General features: G+C 71.3%; 11 protein-coding genes and 1 pseudogene. 6 read left to right on the forward strand and 6 right to left on the reverse strand.

Annotation, left to right across the window (positions count from 1 at the left end):
• Positions 1-18: 18 nt before the first annotated feature.
• Both ACZ6AA_RS08805 and ACZ6AA_RS08810 read right to left on the reverse strand, forming a co-directional pair.
• Positions 19-1,344, reverse strand: a complete 1,326-nt coding sequence (locus tag ACZ6AA_RS08805; protein WP_468482148.1) for a condensation domain-containing protein — start codon at positions 1,342-1,344, stop codon at positions 19-21.
• Positions 1,295-2,134 (reverse strand): ABC transporter permease, encoded by an 840-nt coding sequence (locus tag ACZ6AA_RS08810; RefSeq protein WP_471457889.1) that lies wholly within the window; start codon positions 2,132-2,134, stop codon positions 1,295-1,297. Before ACZ6AA_RS08810 ends, ACZ6AA_RS08805 begins: the two co-directional genes overlap by 50 nt.
• A gap of 66 nt (positions 2,135-2,200) precedes the next feature.
• On the opposite strand from ACZ6AA_RS08810, the pseudogene ACZ6AA_RS08815 reads away from it, so the two are divergent.
• Positions 2,201-2,335 (forward strand): annotated as a pseudogene (locus tag ACZ6AA_RS08815) (DNA-binding response regulator); the annotation flags it as partial.
• Between the two features lie 147 nt (positions 2,336-2,482).
• Here ACZ6AA_RS08815 and ACZ6AA_RS08820 read toward each other — a convergent pair.
• Positions 2,483-3,289: a S1 family peptidase gene (locus ACZ6AA_RS08820; protein WP_380889728.1), complete on the reverse strand. Its 807-nt coding sequence runs from the start codon at positions 3,287-3,289 to the stop codon at positions 2,483-2,485.
• Positions 3,290-3,815: 526 nt separating this feature from the next.
• On the opposite strand from ACZ6AA_RS08820, the gene ACZ6AA_RS08825 reads away from it, so the two are divergent.
• Positions 3,816-4,694, forward strand: coding sequence for a SigE family RNA polymerase sigma factor (locus ACZ6AA_RS08825; protein ID WP_468458973.1), 879 nt, complete (start codon positions 3,816-3,818; stop codon positions 4,692-4,694).
• Positions 4,695-4,707: 13 nt separating this feature from the next.
• Entirely contained in the window at positions 4,708-5,625 is a 918-nt protein-coding gene (locus ACZ6AA_RS08830; RefSeq protein ID WP_471457034.1) for a hypothetical protein, read from the forward strand.
• A 42-nt stretch (positions 5,626-5,667) separates the two neighbouring features.
• Here ACZ6AA_RS08830 and ACZ6AA_RS08835 read toward each other — a convergent pair whose 3' ends face one another.
• The 3 genes from ACZ6AA_RS08835 to ACZ6AA_RS08845 all read right to left on the reverse strand — a co-directional run bounded on the left by ACZ6AA_RS08835 (position 5,668) and on the right by ACZ6AA_RS08845 (position 10,334).
• Positions 5,668-6,486: a maleylpyruvate isomerase family mycothiol-dependent enzyme gene (locus ACZ6AA_RS08835; RefSeq protein ID WP_471457036.1), complete on the reverse strand. Its 819-nt coding sequence runs from the start codon at positions 6,484-6,486 to the stop codon at positions 5,668-5,670.
• A gap of 171 nt (positions 6,487-6,657) precedes the next feature.
• Complete coding sequence (locus tag ACZ6AA_RS08840) at positions 6,658-8,463, reverse strand: ABC transporter ATP-binding protein (RefSeq protein WP_471457038.1); 1,806 nt, start codon at positions 8,461-8,463, stop codon at positions 6,658-6,660.
• A 569-nt stretch (positions 8,464-9,032) separates the two neighbouring features.
• On the reverse strand, positions 9,033-10,334 hold the full coding sequence (locus ACZ6AA_RS08845; protein WP_471457040.1) for an ROK family transcriptional regulator: 1,302 nt from the start codon (positions 10,332-10,334) through the stop codon (positions 9,033-9,035).
• Positions 10,335-10,562: 228 nt separating this feature from the next.
• Between ACZ6AA_RS08845 and ACZ6AA_RS08850 the strand changes: the two genes are divergently transcribed.
• From ACZ6AA_RS08850 to ACZ6AA_RS08860, 3 genes are read left to right on the forward strand one after another with little or no spacing between them, the layout of a single operon-like run.
• Entirely contained in the window at positions 10,563-11,873 is a 1,311-nt protein-coding gene (locus tag ACZ6AA_RS08850) for an ABC transporter substrate-binding protein (RefSeq protein ID WP_471457042.1), read from the forward strand.
• Between the two features lie 8 nt (positions 11,874-11,881).
• Positions 11,882-12,886 carry a carbohydrate ABC transporter permease gene (locus ACZ6AA_RS08855; RefSeq protein ID WP_471457044.1) on the forward strand — a complete coding sequence of 335 codons (1,005 nt, stop codon included), beginning with the start codon at positions 11,882-11,884 and terminating at the stop codon, positions 12,884-12,886.
• Positions 12,879-13,775, forward strand: a complete 897-nt coding sequence (locus tag ACZ6AA_RS08860; protein ID WP_468482142.1) for a carbohydrate ABC transporter permease — start codon at positions 12,879-12,881, stop codon at positions 13,773-13,775. The genes ACZ6AA_RS08855 and ACZ6AA_RS08860 overlap by 8 nt, the downstream gene beginning before the upstream one ends.
• Positions 13,776-13,803 lie beyond the last annotated feature (28 nt).

The following is a 13,803-nucleotide window of genomic DNA, read 5'->3' on the forward strand; positions in this document are numbered from 1 at the left end:
AGCGACCTCCGCGCCGGTTCAGTCGGCCCCCGGGATCCCGCCCGCTCCCAAGGCGGCCACGGTGGTGGTGACGTCGGCCACGATGTCCCGGACCAGTGCCTCGTACCACCGCACATAGCCGGTGGCATCGTCGAGGCCGAACCTCGCGGGGTCGAAGTGCAGCCCGCCCTGCAGAGCACCCTCCATCTCGCCGATCTGCATCCACAGGGGGAACTGGCCGACCTGCTGTCGGATCGGGACCGCCTCGACCTCATGGCCGAACAGCTCGGCCGGTCCCAGGTCGCCGAAGTGCATCCGGGCCCCGTGGGAGAGTCGTTCGGGTTCGAACTGGAAGCTCACCTGATGGATGGCGCGGGCGACTTCGGGGGTGACGTCGCCGAGCACGGCGGGGATCGGTATCGCCTGGTGGCGGACGGCGCCGACAAGTGTCGCGTGGGTGGCGGACAGCAGTGAGTGGAACCCGTCCTCCGCGACGACACCGGTGCGCAGCGGCAGCGAGTTGACGAAGTACCCGACGGTGCGTTTGAAGGGCTTCTTGCGGCCCTCGATGGGGAAGCTGACGACGATGTCGGTTTCACCGGTGAGTTTGTACAGCAGTACGTTGAAGGCCGCGAGCAGGACCGTGGCGGTGGACGTACCACTGGCGTCGGCCGTCCGCCGGACCCCGTCCGCCAAGGGGCGCGGGAGGGTGAACCGGGCAAGTGCCGGGGCGTCCGCGGCCGTGGTGGACCCGGCGGCGCCGGGAACGTCGAGTGCGAAGGCGCAGCCCGCCAGCCGATCCGCCCAGTAGCGGCGCATGGGTTCCGACCTGGCGCTCTCCAGGAAGGTGCGTTCGTGCGCGACGTGGCGGGCGTACGAGTTGTCGGCCTGGACCGGCTCCTCGGCGCCGCCCTCGCGATATCCGGTCAGGAGGTCTTCGCACACGGTGAACAGAGACGTCAGGTCACCCACCATGTGGTGCACCACCATGAGCAGCGTGGAGCGCCCCGCGTGCTGGTAGAGGAAGAGCCGGGCGGGTGCTTCCTTCTTCAGGGCGAAGGCAAGGGAGTAGTCCTGGTTCACCAGTCGCGGCAGGTCATCGGCGTCCGTGCCGGATACCTCACGCTCCGTGAAGGACGGCTCGGCCGCGTACCAGCGTTGTGCGTAACCGCCCGCTCCCGCAAAGACGACTCCCGTGAGCACCGGGTGTCGGGCCCACACCTTCTCCCATGCGCCGCGCAGACGCGCGGAATCGAGTTCCTCGCGCATCGTGATGCCGACAGCCATGTTGTACATGGTCGACTCCGGGGCCAGCTCATGGATGAAGAAGAGCGAGCTCTGCCCGATGGACAGCGGAACTTCCACGCTTCCCCGTCCGGGCCCGTCCTGTCTGTGCTGAGTGTCCTGCGTCAACGTTGTGCACCCCCGTGCCTGCGACGGTCCGGCTGACCGAGATCAAACTCTCCGGCAGAGAAAGGGATTTCGCAACAAGTTCGGTTCCCCTCTGTTCGGTGCGCGGGGCCGTCGCGGTGCGGGCTCTGGCAGCCCAGCCCGCGGGCAGGAGCGCGCCCAGGATGGCGATGAGCAGGCCGCCGAGGACGAGCGGAAGCAGGTCGGCCGCGTCGTAGACGGCGATGACGGAGTCCGGCAGGCGGAGCCCCACGCTGTTACCCATCGCGGGGACGACCCGGCCGTGCAGGGCCACGCCGAGCGGCACGCCCACGGTGCCCGCGACGAGTCCGGTCACGGCGACCGAGGTGACGACCATCCGGGCAGTGGCGCCCAGCGGTGCCAGGTCCCTGTTCAGCGCGTCGACGTAGCCGGTCACTTCGGTGCCGGACGCCACCGCGATGTGATGGCTCGCCTCCGTCAGATCGGGATGTGCGTCCGTGAGGGTCGAGGCGTCGGTGAAGACCTGCATGCCGTCGTTGCGCGTGTCGAGGACCTCGCCGACGATCCGCACCGTGACCGGCTCGGCCAGTCCGCTCAGAGTGACGGTGTCGCCGACGCGGGTGCCGGTGGCGGCGAGGAAGGGGATCGGGACCACGGCCTCGCCGGGCTCGACGATCCAGCGGCCCGAGACCGTCGTGTAGCCACCCCAGGAGGCGTCACCGGTGAGGGCGTTCACCTCGATGGTGCCGCTCAGGCCGGACACGGTCGCGCGTACCTTCGCGGTGCTGTAGTACTTCCCGGTTCCGGCGGCGGCCTTGATGGCCGAGGCGTCCTCGCCAAGCTCGGCCTGCGCGACCGTGTCCAGGCCGTCATCGTCGCGTACGAGTCAGGGCTGGTCAGCGCCGGTGCGTACGAGCCCACCCAGCACCCCACCGGGCGGACGCGGGCCGGAGCCGAGACATGAGCTGAGCGGAATCGGGCCGACAGGCCGCATGGGCCGACACGCACGTGCGCCGTACGTCCGCGGGAGACCGGAACCGGTCCCCGCGGACGTACGGCGCGAGCAGACCCACCGGACGGGCTCAGACAGCGGCCCTCCGGACGACGGACGTCAGCCCAGCTCGCCCGCCGCCTTCTTGATGTCGGCCGCGAAGTGGCTCACCTCGGTGTAGACGCCCGGCTTGGACGGGCGGGCGCAGCCCTCGCCCCAGCTCACGATGCCGACCTGGACGAGCTTGTCGCTGTCGTCCTTGCGGAACATGGGACCGCCGGAGTCGCCCTGACAGGTGTCGACGCCGCCGGTGTCCATCTTCCCGGCGCACAGCTCCTCGTCCTCGACCAGGTTGGAGTACGCGCCCTTGCAGGTCGCGTCGTCCACGAACGGCACCTGGGCCTTGAGGAGGTGGCGCTGCTGGCTGCCGCCCTCCTTGTCGGCGCCCCACCCGGCGATGGTGAAGTCGCCCTTGTCGAACGAGTTGTTCTCGGCTATCGGCAGCGTGGGCTGGTCGATGGCCTTCTCCAGCTTGATGACCGCCCAGTCCTTGCCGGTCCCGTTGTAGCCGGGAGCCTGGATGACCTTGGTGGCCTTGACCGTGACGGCGTCCGGCGACTCCAGGTCGACCACACCGCCGGTGGCGGTGATGTTCGGGTTGTCGCTGCTGCCGTCGACGCAGTGGGCGGCCGTCAGCACGACGTCCTTCTCCAGGAGCGAGCCGCCACAGCCCATCGACAGGCGGACCATGAACGGGAATTCGCCCTGCTCGGCCGGGGTGCCGCCGACGACCCTGGTGCGGGGCCCGTCGCCGCCGGGCCCATCGGCGGGCACAGCCCAGGAGTTGGCCGGGTTCAGGCTGAAGGCGGCGAGGGTGACGGCGCCGACGGCGGCGGCCCTCTTGAGGTACGTGACCGTGTTCTTCAACGGACTTCCTCTCGGTGGGGGGAGAGCACTCTGTTGGGCTCATGCCAACCCCAGGCCGGAGGCGCCCTTCGGAAAAACCGCATGGAGAAGGGCAGTTGACCGCAAGGTGTCCGGGCCCCGTGGGGTGAGCCCGTGAAGTGCTCCCGTGATTATGGAGACCCACCGAACGGCTCGGCAAGACCTCCTCACACACCAGTCACGCACAACCCACGGCGCCCGCACGGCACTTCCGCCCGCCTTCGCTCCGCCCCGGCCGCGGACCGCGCGTGCGGCCGGTCCAAAGATCCGGCGACCACCGCAATGTTCCCGAACCGTTCGATCACGTCGCCGTCGGGGCCCGCGCGGTCCATGCTGGCTTGCAGTTCCTGGGGTGGGGGGCGCCGCAAGCGCGCAGGAGCTGTTCCACGGTCCAGGACGCACGGCGATGACGTAAGTGAAGGAGCCTGATGCACAGGCCGCAGACAAGCCCACAGGCGGACGGTTTACGTACGCCCCCGCCCGGGGCCGACGCCGGGGAGGGCGCTCGGTGAGCGCACAGCCGGCACCGAGAGGCGCCCGCCACCAACGCCCCGGGCGCAAGCTGGGGCCCATCGCCGAGGGCACCAAGCCGGCCCACCGGGCCTGGCTGGAGCACCTGCGCGGCGCCTATCACGACAGTGGCCTGACCTTCATTCAGCTGGAGAAGGAGGCGAACTGGCCGCGCTCCAAGATCTCCGAGCTGTTGCGGGCCATCGGCCGCTATCCCCGCTGGCAGATCACCCGGGACCTGCTGGTCGCCCTGCGCCTGCCCGATCCGGCGCTCGCGGACATCCGGGCCCAGTGGGTCCGCGCCGCCCAGGAGGCCGACAAGCGGCTCAACTGGATACACAAGGCCCTGGCCAAGGAGCGGGAGAACGGTCTGCACGGCCAGCGTCCCCCGCTGGACTTCCTCGCCTTCAGGGACACCCACCGCACGCACTACACCGCCTACGCGGCCACGTTCCAGCGCCGGGCCGGTGAGGCGAAGCGGTCCGTCAGCGATGTGTTCTACCTGCTCCTGATCCTCTGGCCGGACGCCCTGGCCAGCGAGCGGCCCGAGCAGTACGCGTGGCGGCTCCTGCGCCAGACCGTCATGGAGCGCGCCCCGCGCTGCGACGGCCATCCCGCGCTCGCCGAGGCCGCGTTCCACACCCGCGCCCAGCGCGACGCCCCGGACCCGCTCGCCCAGCTCGCCAGCACCTTCGACCTCTTCGACGCGATCCGCCGCCTGCCCGCCCTGCACCTCGACGTCGTCGTGCTGCTGCACCTGCGCGGGCTGCGGGACAGCGATGTCGCCGAGGTCCTGGGCATCCCGTGCGCCACCGTCCGCGCGGCGGACCGTCACGCCAAACGCCATCTGACGGCACATCTCCGCACCACCACCTAGGAGGGACACCCCGGTGACCTCACCGATCGATGAGCTGCTCGAGGGCTCTCTGCTGCTCGACGCACCCCCTACCCCCCACGACCCGGTGCCGACCCGACCCGCTCTGCCCCCGCACCCGACCACTGCCGACGACCTGGGCCATGCCGCCGCTCAGGCGGCCGACGGCGATCTGCGGATCCTCTGCGAGGCCGTCGTGATCACCCGGCCCCTCGCGTCCGTGACCGACTTCCTCACCGAGTCCCTGCCCACCCCCTCGGGCGCCCTCGTCCTCGGCTGCATGCTGCAGCTCAACGACAGCGCGCACACCGCCCGCTTCCTGTGGCAGTACGCCGCCGGAGCCGGGGAGACGGCGGCGGCCTACTGCCTCTACCTCCACCACCTCACCCTCGGCGAGACCAACGAGGCGGCCTGGTGGAAACAGCAGACCCCCGACGCCGCCCTGCCCACTCCCGAAACCGACGATCCGCTCCCGCGCCGCGACCCCCGGCCCGAACGGGGCGCACCCCTGCTGAAACTGGAATGGCCCACGGAGACTCCCCACGTGAGTGTGGCGGCCACCCTGCGCATGCTGGGCATCCTCAGGATGACCAATCGAGCGACATTGCGGTCCTGGCCGCCCGTCGCCCTCTCCGTCATCGAGTACGCCGCCCTGGCGGTGCGGTTCGTCGACGACGACGTCGAACTCCCCTTGCCCGTCGGCGGGTTCCACGACCGCGTCCGCCATCTGACCGCCCTGCCGGTCCGCGCCCTCGACCCCGCGCCGTGCGCAGGCCCCGCCCCCGGCCCCGACGAGCGCGAGGAGCTTCCTCCCCGGCCCGCGCAGCCGGGCCCCTGGCCCCCCGGCCCCTGGCAACGACACCCCACCTACCGCAAGCGAGGGCGCGGCAACCGCGCCTACATCGTCGAGTACAAGCTCAAGTGCGGCGCATGACCGGCGGCCGGGCCCCGGTCCTGCGGCAGGGCCTCCGCCCCGTCACCTGCGGAGCCACGCGCTGGCCCCCTCCCGCCACTCCTCGAACAGCTCCCGCTCCCCGACGATCTCCACCGTGTCGTCCAGGACGGAGTCCCGCTGGTACATGAGCAGCAGGAGCGCCGCCGCCGAACCGCGCAGGCTCACGGCCGCTCCCCCGGGTGCGCCTTCTCCCGGTCCGTGACGCCGTACGGCGGGCGCCTCGCCGGTGAGGTCGATCAGCCAGTCGCCCTGCGCCCCGGGGGCGGTGTCCGTCGCGTGGAAGTGGACGGTCCGGCCGGGGCCGAGCAGGCCGCGCATCGCCTCGACGGACTCGTAGACCTGCGGCAGTTCGAGGAAGCCCAGCCACTCGGCCAGGGCGTCGAGGGCGACGTCGTGGTCCAGGGTGTACGTCCCCTCGACGGCCCCGACCGCGTCCGCGCGGTGCACCACCGTCTCCACCGTCATGCGGCGCGCCCAGAACACGGGGGTGCCGCCCGGCGCCACCGTCCACACCCGCGCGTCCGGTCCCGCCTTCCGCAAGGCGTCCGCGAACAGCGCCGCGCCCTCGCTCAGCCAGGCGCCGAGCGCGGCGCTGTCCGCCCGGTCGTCGCCCGACACGTCGTTCACCTGCTCGTCCGGCACCGGGCCCGTCGCCCGGCTGCGGACGATCTCCTCGGCCCAGCGGTGCGCGCCGCCCAGGTGCCGCAGGAGGTCGCCGAGGCTCCATCCGGCGCAGGTCGGCACCGGGGCGGCGAGGTCCGCGCCCTTGATCGAAGTGGTCAACTGCTCGGTCTGCGCGATGATTTCGGCGGCGTAGCGATCCAAGGTCAAGTCGGTCATGGGGCCACGATAGCGACGGCTCGGTGCTGGGGCCCGCTACTTTTTCCCGGGCGTGGAGGTCCGCATTCCCCGGGCCCGGAGTGCCGAGGGCGGCGGCCGCGTGCACCACGGCCGTCCTCCCCCGCGCCTGTCACGTCCAGCTCGCGCCCCCGCCCAGGACGACACTCCCGCTCAGGACGACGTCGCCAGGAACTGCGTCGCCGCCAGCTCGCCGTACAGCGGATCCCCTTCGACCAGTTCGTCGTGCGTGCCGACCGCGCGGACCCGGCCCGCGTCCATGACGACGATCCGGTCGGCCAGCGTGACCGTCGACAGGCGGTGCGCGACGACGAGGACCGTCACGGTCTTCGACACCTCGGCGACCACGTCGCGCAGCGCCAGCTCGTTGACGGCGTCCAGCTGTGAGGTCGCCTCGTCGAGGAGCAGCAGCCGGGGCTTGCGCAGCAGGGCGCGGGCGATGGCCACGCGCTGGCGCTCGCCGCCGGAGAGCTTGGAGCCGCGGTGGCCCACCACGGTCTCCAGTCCGTCCGGCAGCTTCTCCACGAGGCTGTCCAGGCGTGCCTGTACGAGGACGTCGTGGATCTCGGCGTCGGTGGCGTCCGGCGCGGCGAACAGCAGGTTCTCGCGCAGGGTGCCCGCGAGGACGGGGGCGTCCTGCTCGACGTACCCGATGGTCGCGCGCAGCTCGGCGAGCGGCCAGTCCTGTACGTCCCGGCCGTCGACGAGGACGCGGCCGCCCGTCGCGTCGTAGAAGCGCTCGACGAGCCCGAAGACGGTGGTCTTGCCCGCGCCGGACGGGCCGACGAAGGCCGTCATGCCGGGGCCGGGGACGGCGAAGGTCACTCCGTGGTGGACGTGGGGGAGGTCGGGGCGGTAGCGGAAGGTGACGTCCTGGAAGAGGACGGAGGCGGGCCGCTCCACGGCTGCCCGACGGCTCGCCGCCCGGTCCCCCTGCTCCGTGAGGGTGGCCGCTTCCTCCGTCTCCATCCGCTCCGCCTGCACGATGCGGGCCACGGCGGCGGAGCCCACCTGGTACTGGGTGACGGCGTCGACGAGGCGGCTCACCGGGTCGATCAGGTAGAAGAGCAGCATCAGGAACGCCACGAGGGTCGCGACGGAGATCGCCTCGGAGGCGACGCGGGCGCCGCCGACGCCGAGCACCGCGAGGAACGAGACCTGGATGGCGAAGCCCATCGAACTCCACGCCACCGCCTGCCACTTGGCCGACTTCACGCCGTGCCGCCAGGCCTCGCGCGCCGCCGCCTCGACCTTGGCGACCTCGCGCTCCTCGGCGCCGGATGCCTTCAGCGTGCGGAACGCGCCGAAGGCCCGCTCCAGAGCGGTCGAGATCATGCCGACGGCTTCCTGCGAGCGCTGCGTCGCCTTGGAGATCTTCGGCATGACCAGGCCGGTCGCGGCCCCGATGAGGACGATCACGCCGAGCGTGACGCCGAGGAGCACCGGGTCCATGAAGGCCATCATCACGATGGTCGCGACGACGGTGAGCGCCCCGGAGAACGCGGACACCACGGCCTGCGTGGTGACGGCCTGGAGCAGCGTCGTGTCCGAGGTGACGCGGGACATCAGGTCGCCGGGCTGCACGCGCTCGATCTCCGAGACCTTGAGCCGCAGCAGACGCCCGATGAGGGACCGCCGCGAGTCGAGGACGACGGACTGCGCGGTGCGTTCCAGGATGTAGCTGCCGACGGACTCGACGGCCGTCCCGATCACCAGGAGCCCCGTGAGCAGGGCGAGGATCGAGGTGATCGACTCGTCGTCCTGGAGCCGGCTCACCAACTGCTCGACCGCGACCGGCTGCGCGAGGCCGGTCGCGGCGCCGATCAGGGTGAACAGCGCGCCGAGCGCCACGATGCCGCGGTGCGGCTTGAAGTGGCGGTACAGGACGGTCCAGGTCTCCCGCGCGGGAAGCCGCTCGGGCCCGTCCTTCTCCTCGGCCTTCTCAGCCATCTCAGCCATGTCAGCCATGTCAGCCATGTCAGCCTTCTCGGCCTCGCCGGAGGCACGGGCGCCTCCGGCGTCGGGGGCACCGGCGGACTCGCCCGTGCGCGCGGGCTCCCCGCCGCCCGCCGACTCCTCGACGTGAGGCCGTTTATCGAACGTTGGTTCTGGACTAGTCACACACGACAGGACGCGTCAGGGCGCGTTCCGCCTGACCGGAATTCGCGGTCGATCGCGGGCCGTCGGGCCGACATTCACGGTCAGGGCCCGTGGTGCGAACGAGGCGGGTAGCTTTTCGCCAGCAGGGGTCGCCGCCCGCCTCTGCGTCTGCGTCTGCGTCTGCGTCTGCGTCTGCAGGCGAACTGGCGGTATTTCCGGGGTCGCGAGGGACTCTCTTCCACCAATGCGAAGGCGCAGGTCACAGCCTGCGGTCCCCGCACACGCGGGGGTGCTCCCGTCGAGGAGGGGGAAGACGTCGAGTACAAGGCGTGGTCCCCGCACACGCGGGGTTGCCCCCTCCCCACCCCCACGGCGAAGCCGTCCGCGAGCAAGCCCGCCCCAACCGACCGGCCAGGCGCGGGCCCGCGTCAGAGCGCCGCTCGCGCCGCCGGGCCCAGCAACGGCCCTGCCCCCGGCGCCTCCCCCGGCTCCTCCCGCCGTCGCCCGCCCCGCGCCAGGAAGTCCGCGAGGGGCAGCGTCGCCGCGCCCACCGTCACCGCGTCGGGGCCCAGTTCGCCGAGGGCCACGGTGACGCGGGCCGCGGGATGGCGCAGGGAGTACGCGGCGGCGTGCTCGCGGACGGCAGGGAGGAGGTGCGAGCCGAGGGCGAGGCCGGCCCAGCCGCCGACGAGGACGCGTTCGGGGCCGAAGAGGTTCACCAGGCCGGAGATGCCCGCGCCCAGGTACTCGGCGGTCTCGTCGAGCACGGCCCGCGCCCCGGGGTCGGCGGCACCGCCGTCCTCGGGGTGGGCGGCCGCGAGCAGCGCGGCGACCCCGCTCTCCTCACCGGTCCCGGGCGGCTCGCCCCCCGCCTCGCGCCAGCGGTCGAGCAGCGCCTCCGCCCCCGCGTACGCCTCCAGGCAGCCCAGCGCCCCGCACCGGCAGCGCCGCCCGCGCACATGGACGGTCAGGTGCCCCCACTCGCCGGGCCCGCCGTGGGCCCCGCCGTGGATGACGCCGTCGGTCACGATGCACGCGCCGACGCCGGAGCCGAAGAGGACGATGACCGCGTCCCGCACCCCGCGCCCGCCGCCGAACCACATCTCGGCCTGGCCGAGCGCACGGGCGCCGTTGTCGATGAAGTACGCGGTGTCCGGAGGGAGTTGGACGGCCCCGCGGAGCAGGGACTCCAGGGGCACCGCGTCCCAGCCGATGGCCTGGCCGTGGACGAGGGCGCCGCCGGGGGCGGTCGTCTCGACGATGCCGGGGACGCCGACGCCGACGCCGATCAGGCCCTCGCCCGCGGTGAGCCCGGCGGCGGCGGTGACTTCGGCGATGCCGTCGCGGATGTGGGCGACGACGGCCTCGACGTCATGACCGGTCGGGGTCAAGGGGCGGTCGGTGCGGGCGAGTTCGGTGAGGGCGAGGTCGAAGGCCTCGACGCGGACGCGGGTCTCGCCGACATCCACGCCGATGAGGTGGCCGCTGCCGGGGGCCACCCGAAGCAGGGTGCGGGGGCGCCCGCCGTCGGACTCGACGACCCCGGCCTCCTCCAAGAGGTAGTCGGCGGTGAGTTCGGCGACGACGTTGCTGACGGAGCCGGAGCTGAGCCCGGTCGCGCCGCCGAGCGCCTGACGGCTCATCGGCCCGTGGAAGTACAACCGGCGCAGCACCGAAGCCCGGTTGCCCAGACGCAGGTCACGCACGGTTCGGCTGTTCCGCTCGACCATGTGGCTCCTCTCCCCGTTCGCAACATACCCGTGCCGTACCCCTTGACGCGACTTGCCTTCAGGATTTAACTCACGTCCTAAATTAAGTCGTGAAGCTCGTTCAAGCACTGAACACAGCCGTCACGGGGACCCCTCCCAGCTCCCACCGGGCTCCCCAACACGGCTGTGCTCACAAGGACTTGGGCGCAGCCACCGCCGAGATCCTCCCCGGAAAGGGGCGTATCCGTCATGCGCAGACTCCGAGCCGCAGCCGCGGGCACCGCGCTCACCGCTCTCGCCGCCACCGCGTGCGGCGGCGGCACCGCCACGGGCGGCGGGAGCAACGACTCGCCGAAGACGCTCACGTACTGGGCGTCGAACCAGGGGCCCAACATCGAGGCAGACAAGAAGATCCTCACGCCCCGGCTCAAGAAGTTCGAGGAGCAGACCGGGATCAAGGTCGAGCTGGAGGTGATCCCCTGGTCCGACCTGCTCAACCGCATTCTGGCCGCGACCACTTCGGGCCAGGGCCCGGACGTCCTGAACATCGGCAACACCTGGTCGTCCTCGCTCCAGGCGGGCGGCGCGCTCCTTCCGTGGGACGCGAAGCGGTTCGGGCGGATCGGCGGCAAGGACCGGTTCGTGCCGGCCGCGCTCGGCTCGACGGGCGCGCGGGGCAAGGACCCCGCCGCGGTGCCGCTGTACTCACTGGCGTACGCCCTCTACTACAACAAGAAGATGTTCCAGGACGCGGGCATCGAGAAGCCGCCCGCGACCTGGGAGCAGCTGGTCGCCGACGGCAAGAAGCTCTCCAAGGGCGGCAAGTGGGCGCTGGGGGCGGAGGGTTCGAACCTGGTGAACAACATCCATCAGGCCCATGTCCTCGGCAAGCAGCACGGCGCGGACTTCTTCGACGCTGCCGGGAAGCCGACGTTCACGTCCCCCGGCGCGGTCGCCGCCGTGAAGCAGTACGTCGACTTCATGGCCAAGGACAAGATCATCGCGCCGGGCAACGCCGAGTACGCGCGCAACCAGTCGCTTCAGGACTTCGCCAAGGGCAGGACGGCGATGGTGCTGTGGCAGGCGGCCGCGACGACCTTCGAGGCGCACGGCATGAAGCCCGCCGACTGGGGCGTGGCCCCGGTGCCGGTGCCCTCGGGGGCTCCCGGCACCGGCAAGCAGGTCAACTCGATGGTCGCGGGCATCAATCTGGCCGTCTTCAAGAACACCGACAACCTCGACGGCTCCGTGAAGTTCGTGAAGTTCATGACGAGCGACGCCGAGCAGACCGGGCTCAACAAGGCCTACGGCTCGATCCCTCCGGTGAAGGCAGCCCAGTCGGACCCGGCGTTCGCCCGCCCGGAGACCGCCGTGCTGCGCGACACGCTCGCCAAGAGCGCGGCCCCGCTGCCCCAGGTGCCCCATGAGTCGCAGTTCGAGACGACGGTGGGCACCGCCGTCAAGGAGCTCTTCGCCGACGCCGCCGAGGGCCGTCCCGTGACCACGGACTCGGTCAAGTCGGCGCTGACCAAGGCGCAGCAGCAGATGCCGAAGGGCTGAGCCGCGCCATGACCGCTCTGACCACCGCCCACGACGAGGCGGACGCGGCGCCCGCGCACAAGGAGGGTTCCGGTCCACGGCCGCGCGCCCGCCGTCCGCGCGGACGGCTGCGCCGCCTCGCCCTGCCGTACTTCCTGCTGCTTCCGGCGCTGCTGCTCGAACTGCTCGTCCATCTGATCCCGATGGCCGTCGGCATCGTCATGAGCTTCAAGGAGCTGACGCAGTTCTACATCCGCGACTGGGGCGCCGCGCCCTGGGCGGGGCTGGACAACTACTCCCTGTCGGTCGACTTCGACGCGCCCGTCGGCGAGGCGCTGCTGCACTCGTTCTTCGTCACCTGCGCGTTCACCGTCGTGTCGGTGGGCCTGTGCTGGCTGATCGGCACGGCCGCCGCGCTGTTCCTCCAGGACCACTTCCGGGGCCGGGGCCTGCTCCGCGCGCTGTTCCTCACGCCGTACGCCCTGCCCGTGTACGCCGCCGTGATCACCTGGGCGTTCATGTTCCAGCGCGACAACGGCCTGGTCAATCACGTGCTGCACGACCAGCTCGGGATCACCGACGGCCGGCCGTTCTGGCTGATCGGCGACAACAGCTTCTTCGCGCTCGCCACCGTCTCGGTGTGGAAGCACTGGCCGTTCGTCTTCCTCATCGTCACGGCCGGTCTGCAGAACATCCCCAAGGAGCTGTACGAGGCGGCCGCCATCGACGGCGCCGGGATGTGGCAGCAGATCCGCCGCATCACGCTGCCCTCGCTGCGGCCGGTCAACCAGGTCCTGGTCCTGGTCCTCTTCCTGTGGACCTTCAACGACTTCAACACGCCGTATCTGCTGTTCGGCAAGTCGGCGCCGGAGTCGGCGGACCTCGTCTCGATCCACATCTACCAGTCGTCGTTCGTCACCTGGAACTTCGGCACGGGCTCCGCGATGTCGGTCCTGCTGCTGCTCTTCCTGCTCGTGGTGACGGCCGCGTACCTGCTCCTCACCTCCCGTGGAAGGAGGGCCTTTGATGCCTAGCGCGACCAAGGCCCCGCCGGTGCCCGCCGCCGCGCGACGGCGCTCGCCGATGGCGCCGCCCCGCTCGTTCCTGTGGCTGCGCCGCGTCTTCCTCACCCTCCTCGCCGGGTTCGTCCTGGTCCCGGTGTACGTCATGGTGTCCAGCTCCCTGAAGCCGCTCCAGGACGTCGCGGGGAGTTTCCGCTGGCTGCCGTCCACCGTCACGTTCCGCCCGTACGTCGACATCTGGACGACGGTGCCGCTGGCGGACTACTTCATGAACTCGCTGATCGTGGCGGGCGCGGCGACGGTGTGCTCGGTCGTCGTCGCGGTGTTCGCGGCGTACGCGGTGAGCCGCCACCGCTTCCGCGGCAAGCGCGTGTTCACCGTGACCGTGCTGTCCACGCAGATGTTCCCGGGCATCCTCTTCCTGCTGCCGCTGTTCCTCATCTACGTCAACGTGGGCAACGCGACGGGCATCGCGCTGTTCGGCTCCCGCGCGGGCCTGATCCTCACCTATCTCACGTTCTCGCTGCCGTTCTCCATCTGGATGCTGATCGGGTACTTCGACTCGGTGCCGAAAGAGCTGGACGAGGCCGCGCACGTCGACGGGTGCGGTCCGCTGGGCGCGCTGTTCCGGGTCGTCGTCCCGGCCGCGATTCCCGGCATCGTGGCCGTCGCCGTCTACGCGTTCATGACCGCCTGGGGCGAGGTCCTCTTCGCCTCGGTGATGACCAACGACACCACCCGCACCCTCGCCGTCGGCCTCCAGGGCTACTCCACGCAGAACGACGTGTACTGGAACCAGGTCATGGCCGCCTCCCTGGTCGTCAGCGTGCCGGTGGTCGCCGGTTTCCTGCTCCTCCAGCGCTATCTCGTCGCCGGGCTCACCGCCGGGGCGGTCAAGTGACCGCTCCCCCGCCCGTCCCGCCCCGCAC

Source organism: Streptomyces sp. NPDC040610 (assembly GCF_055594065.1).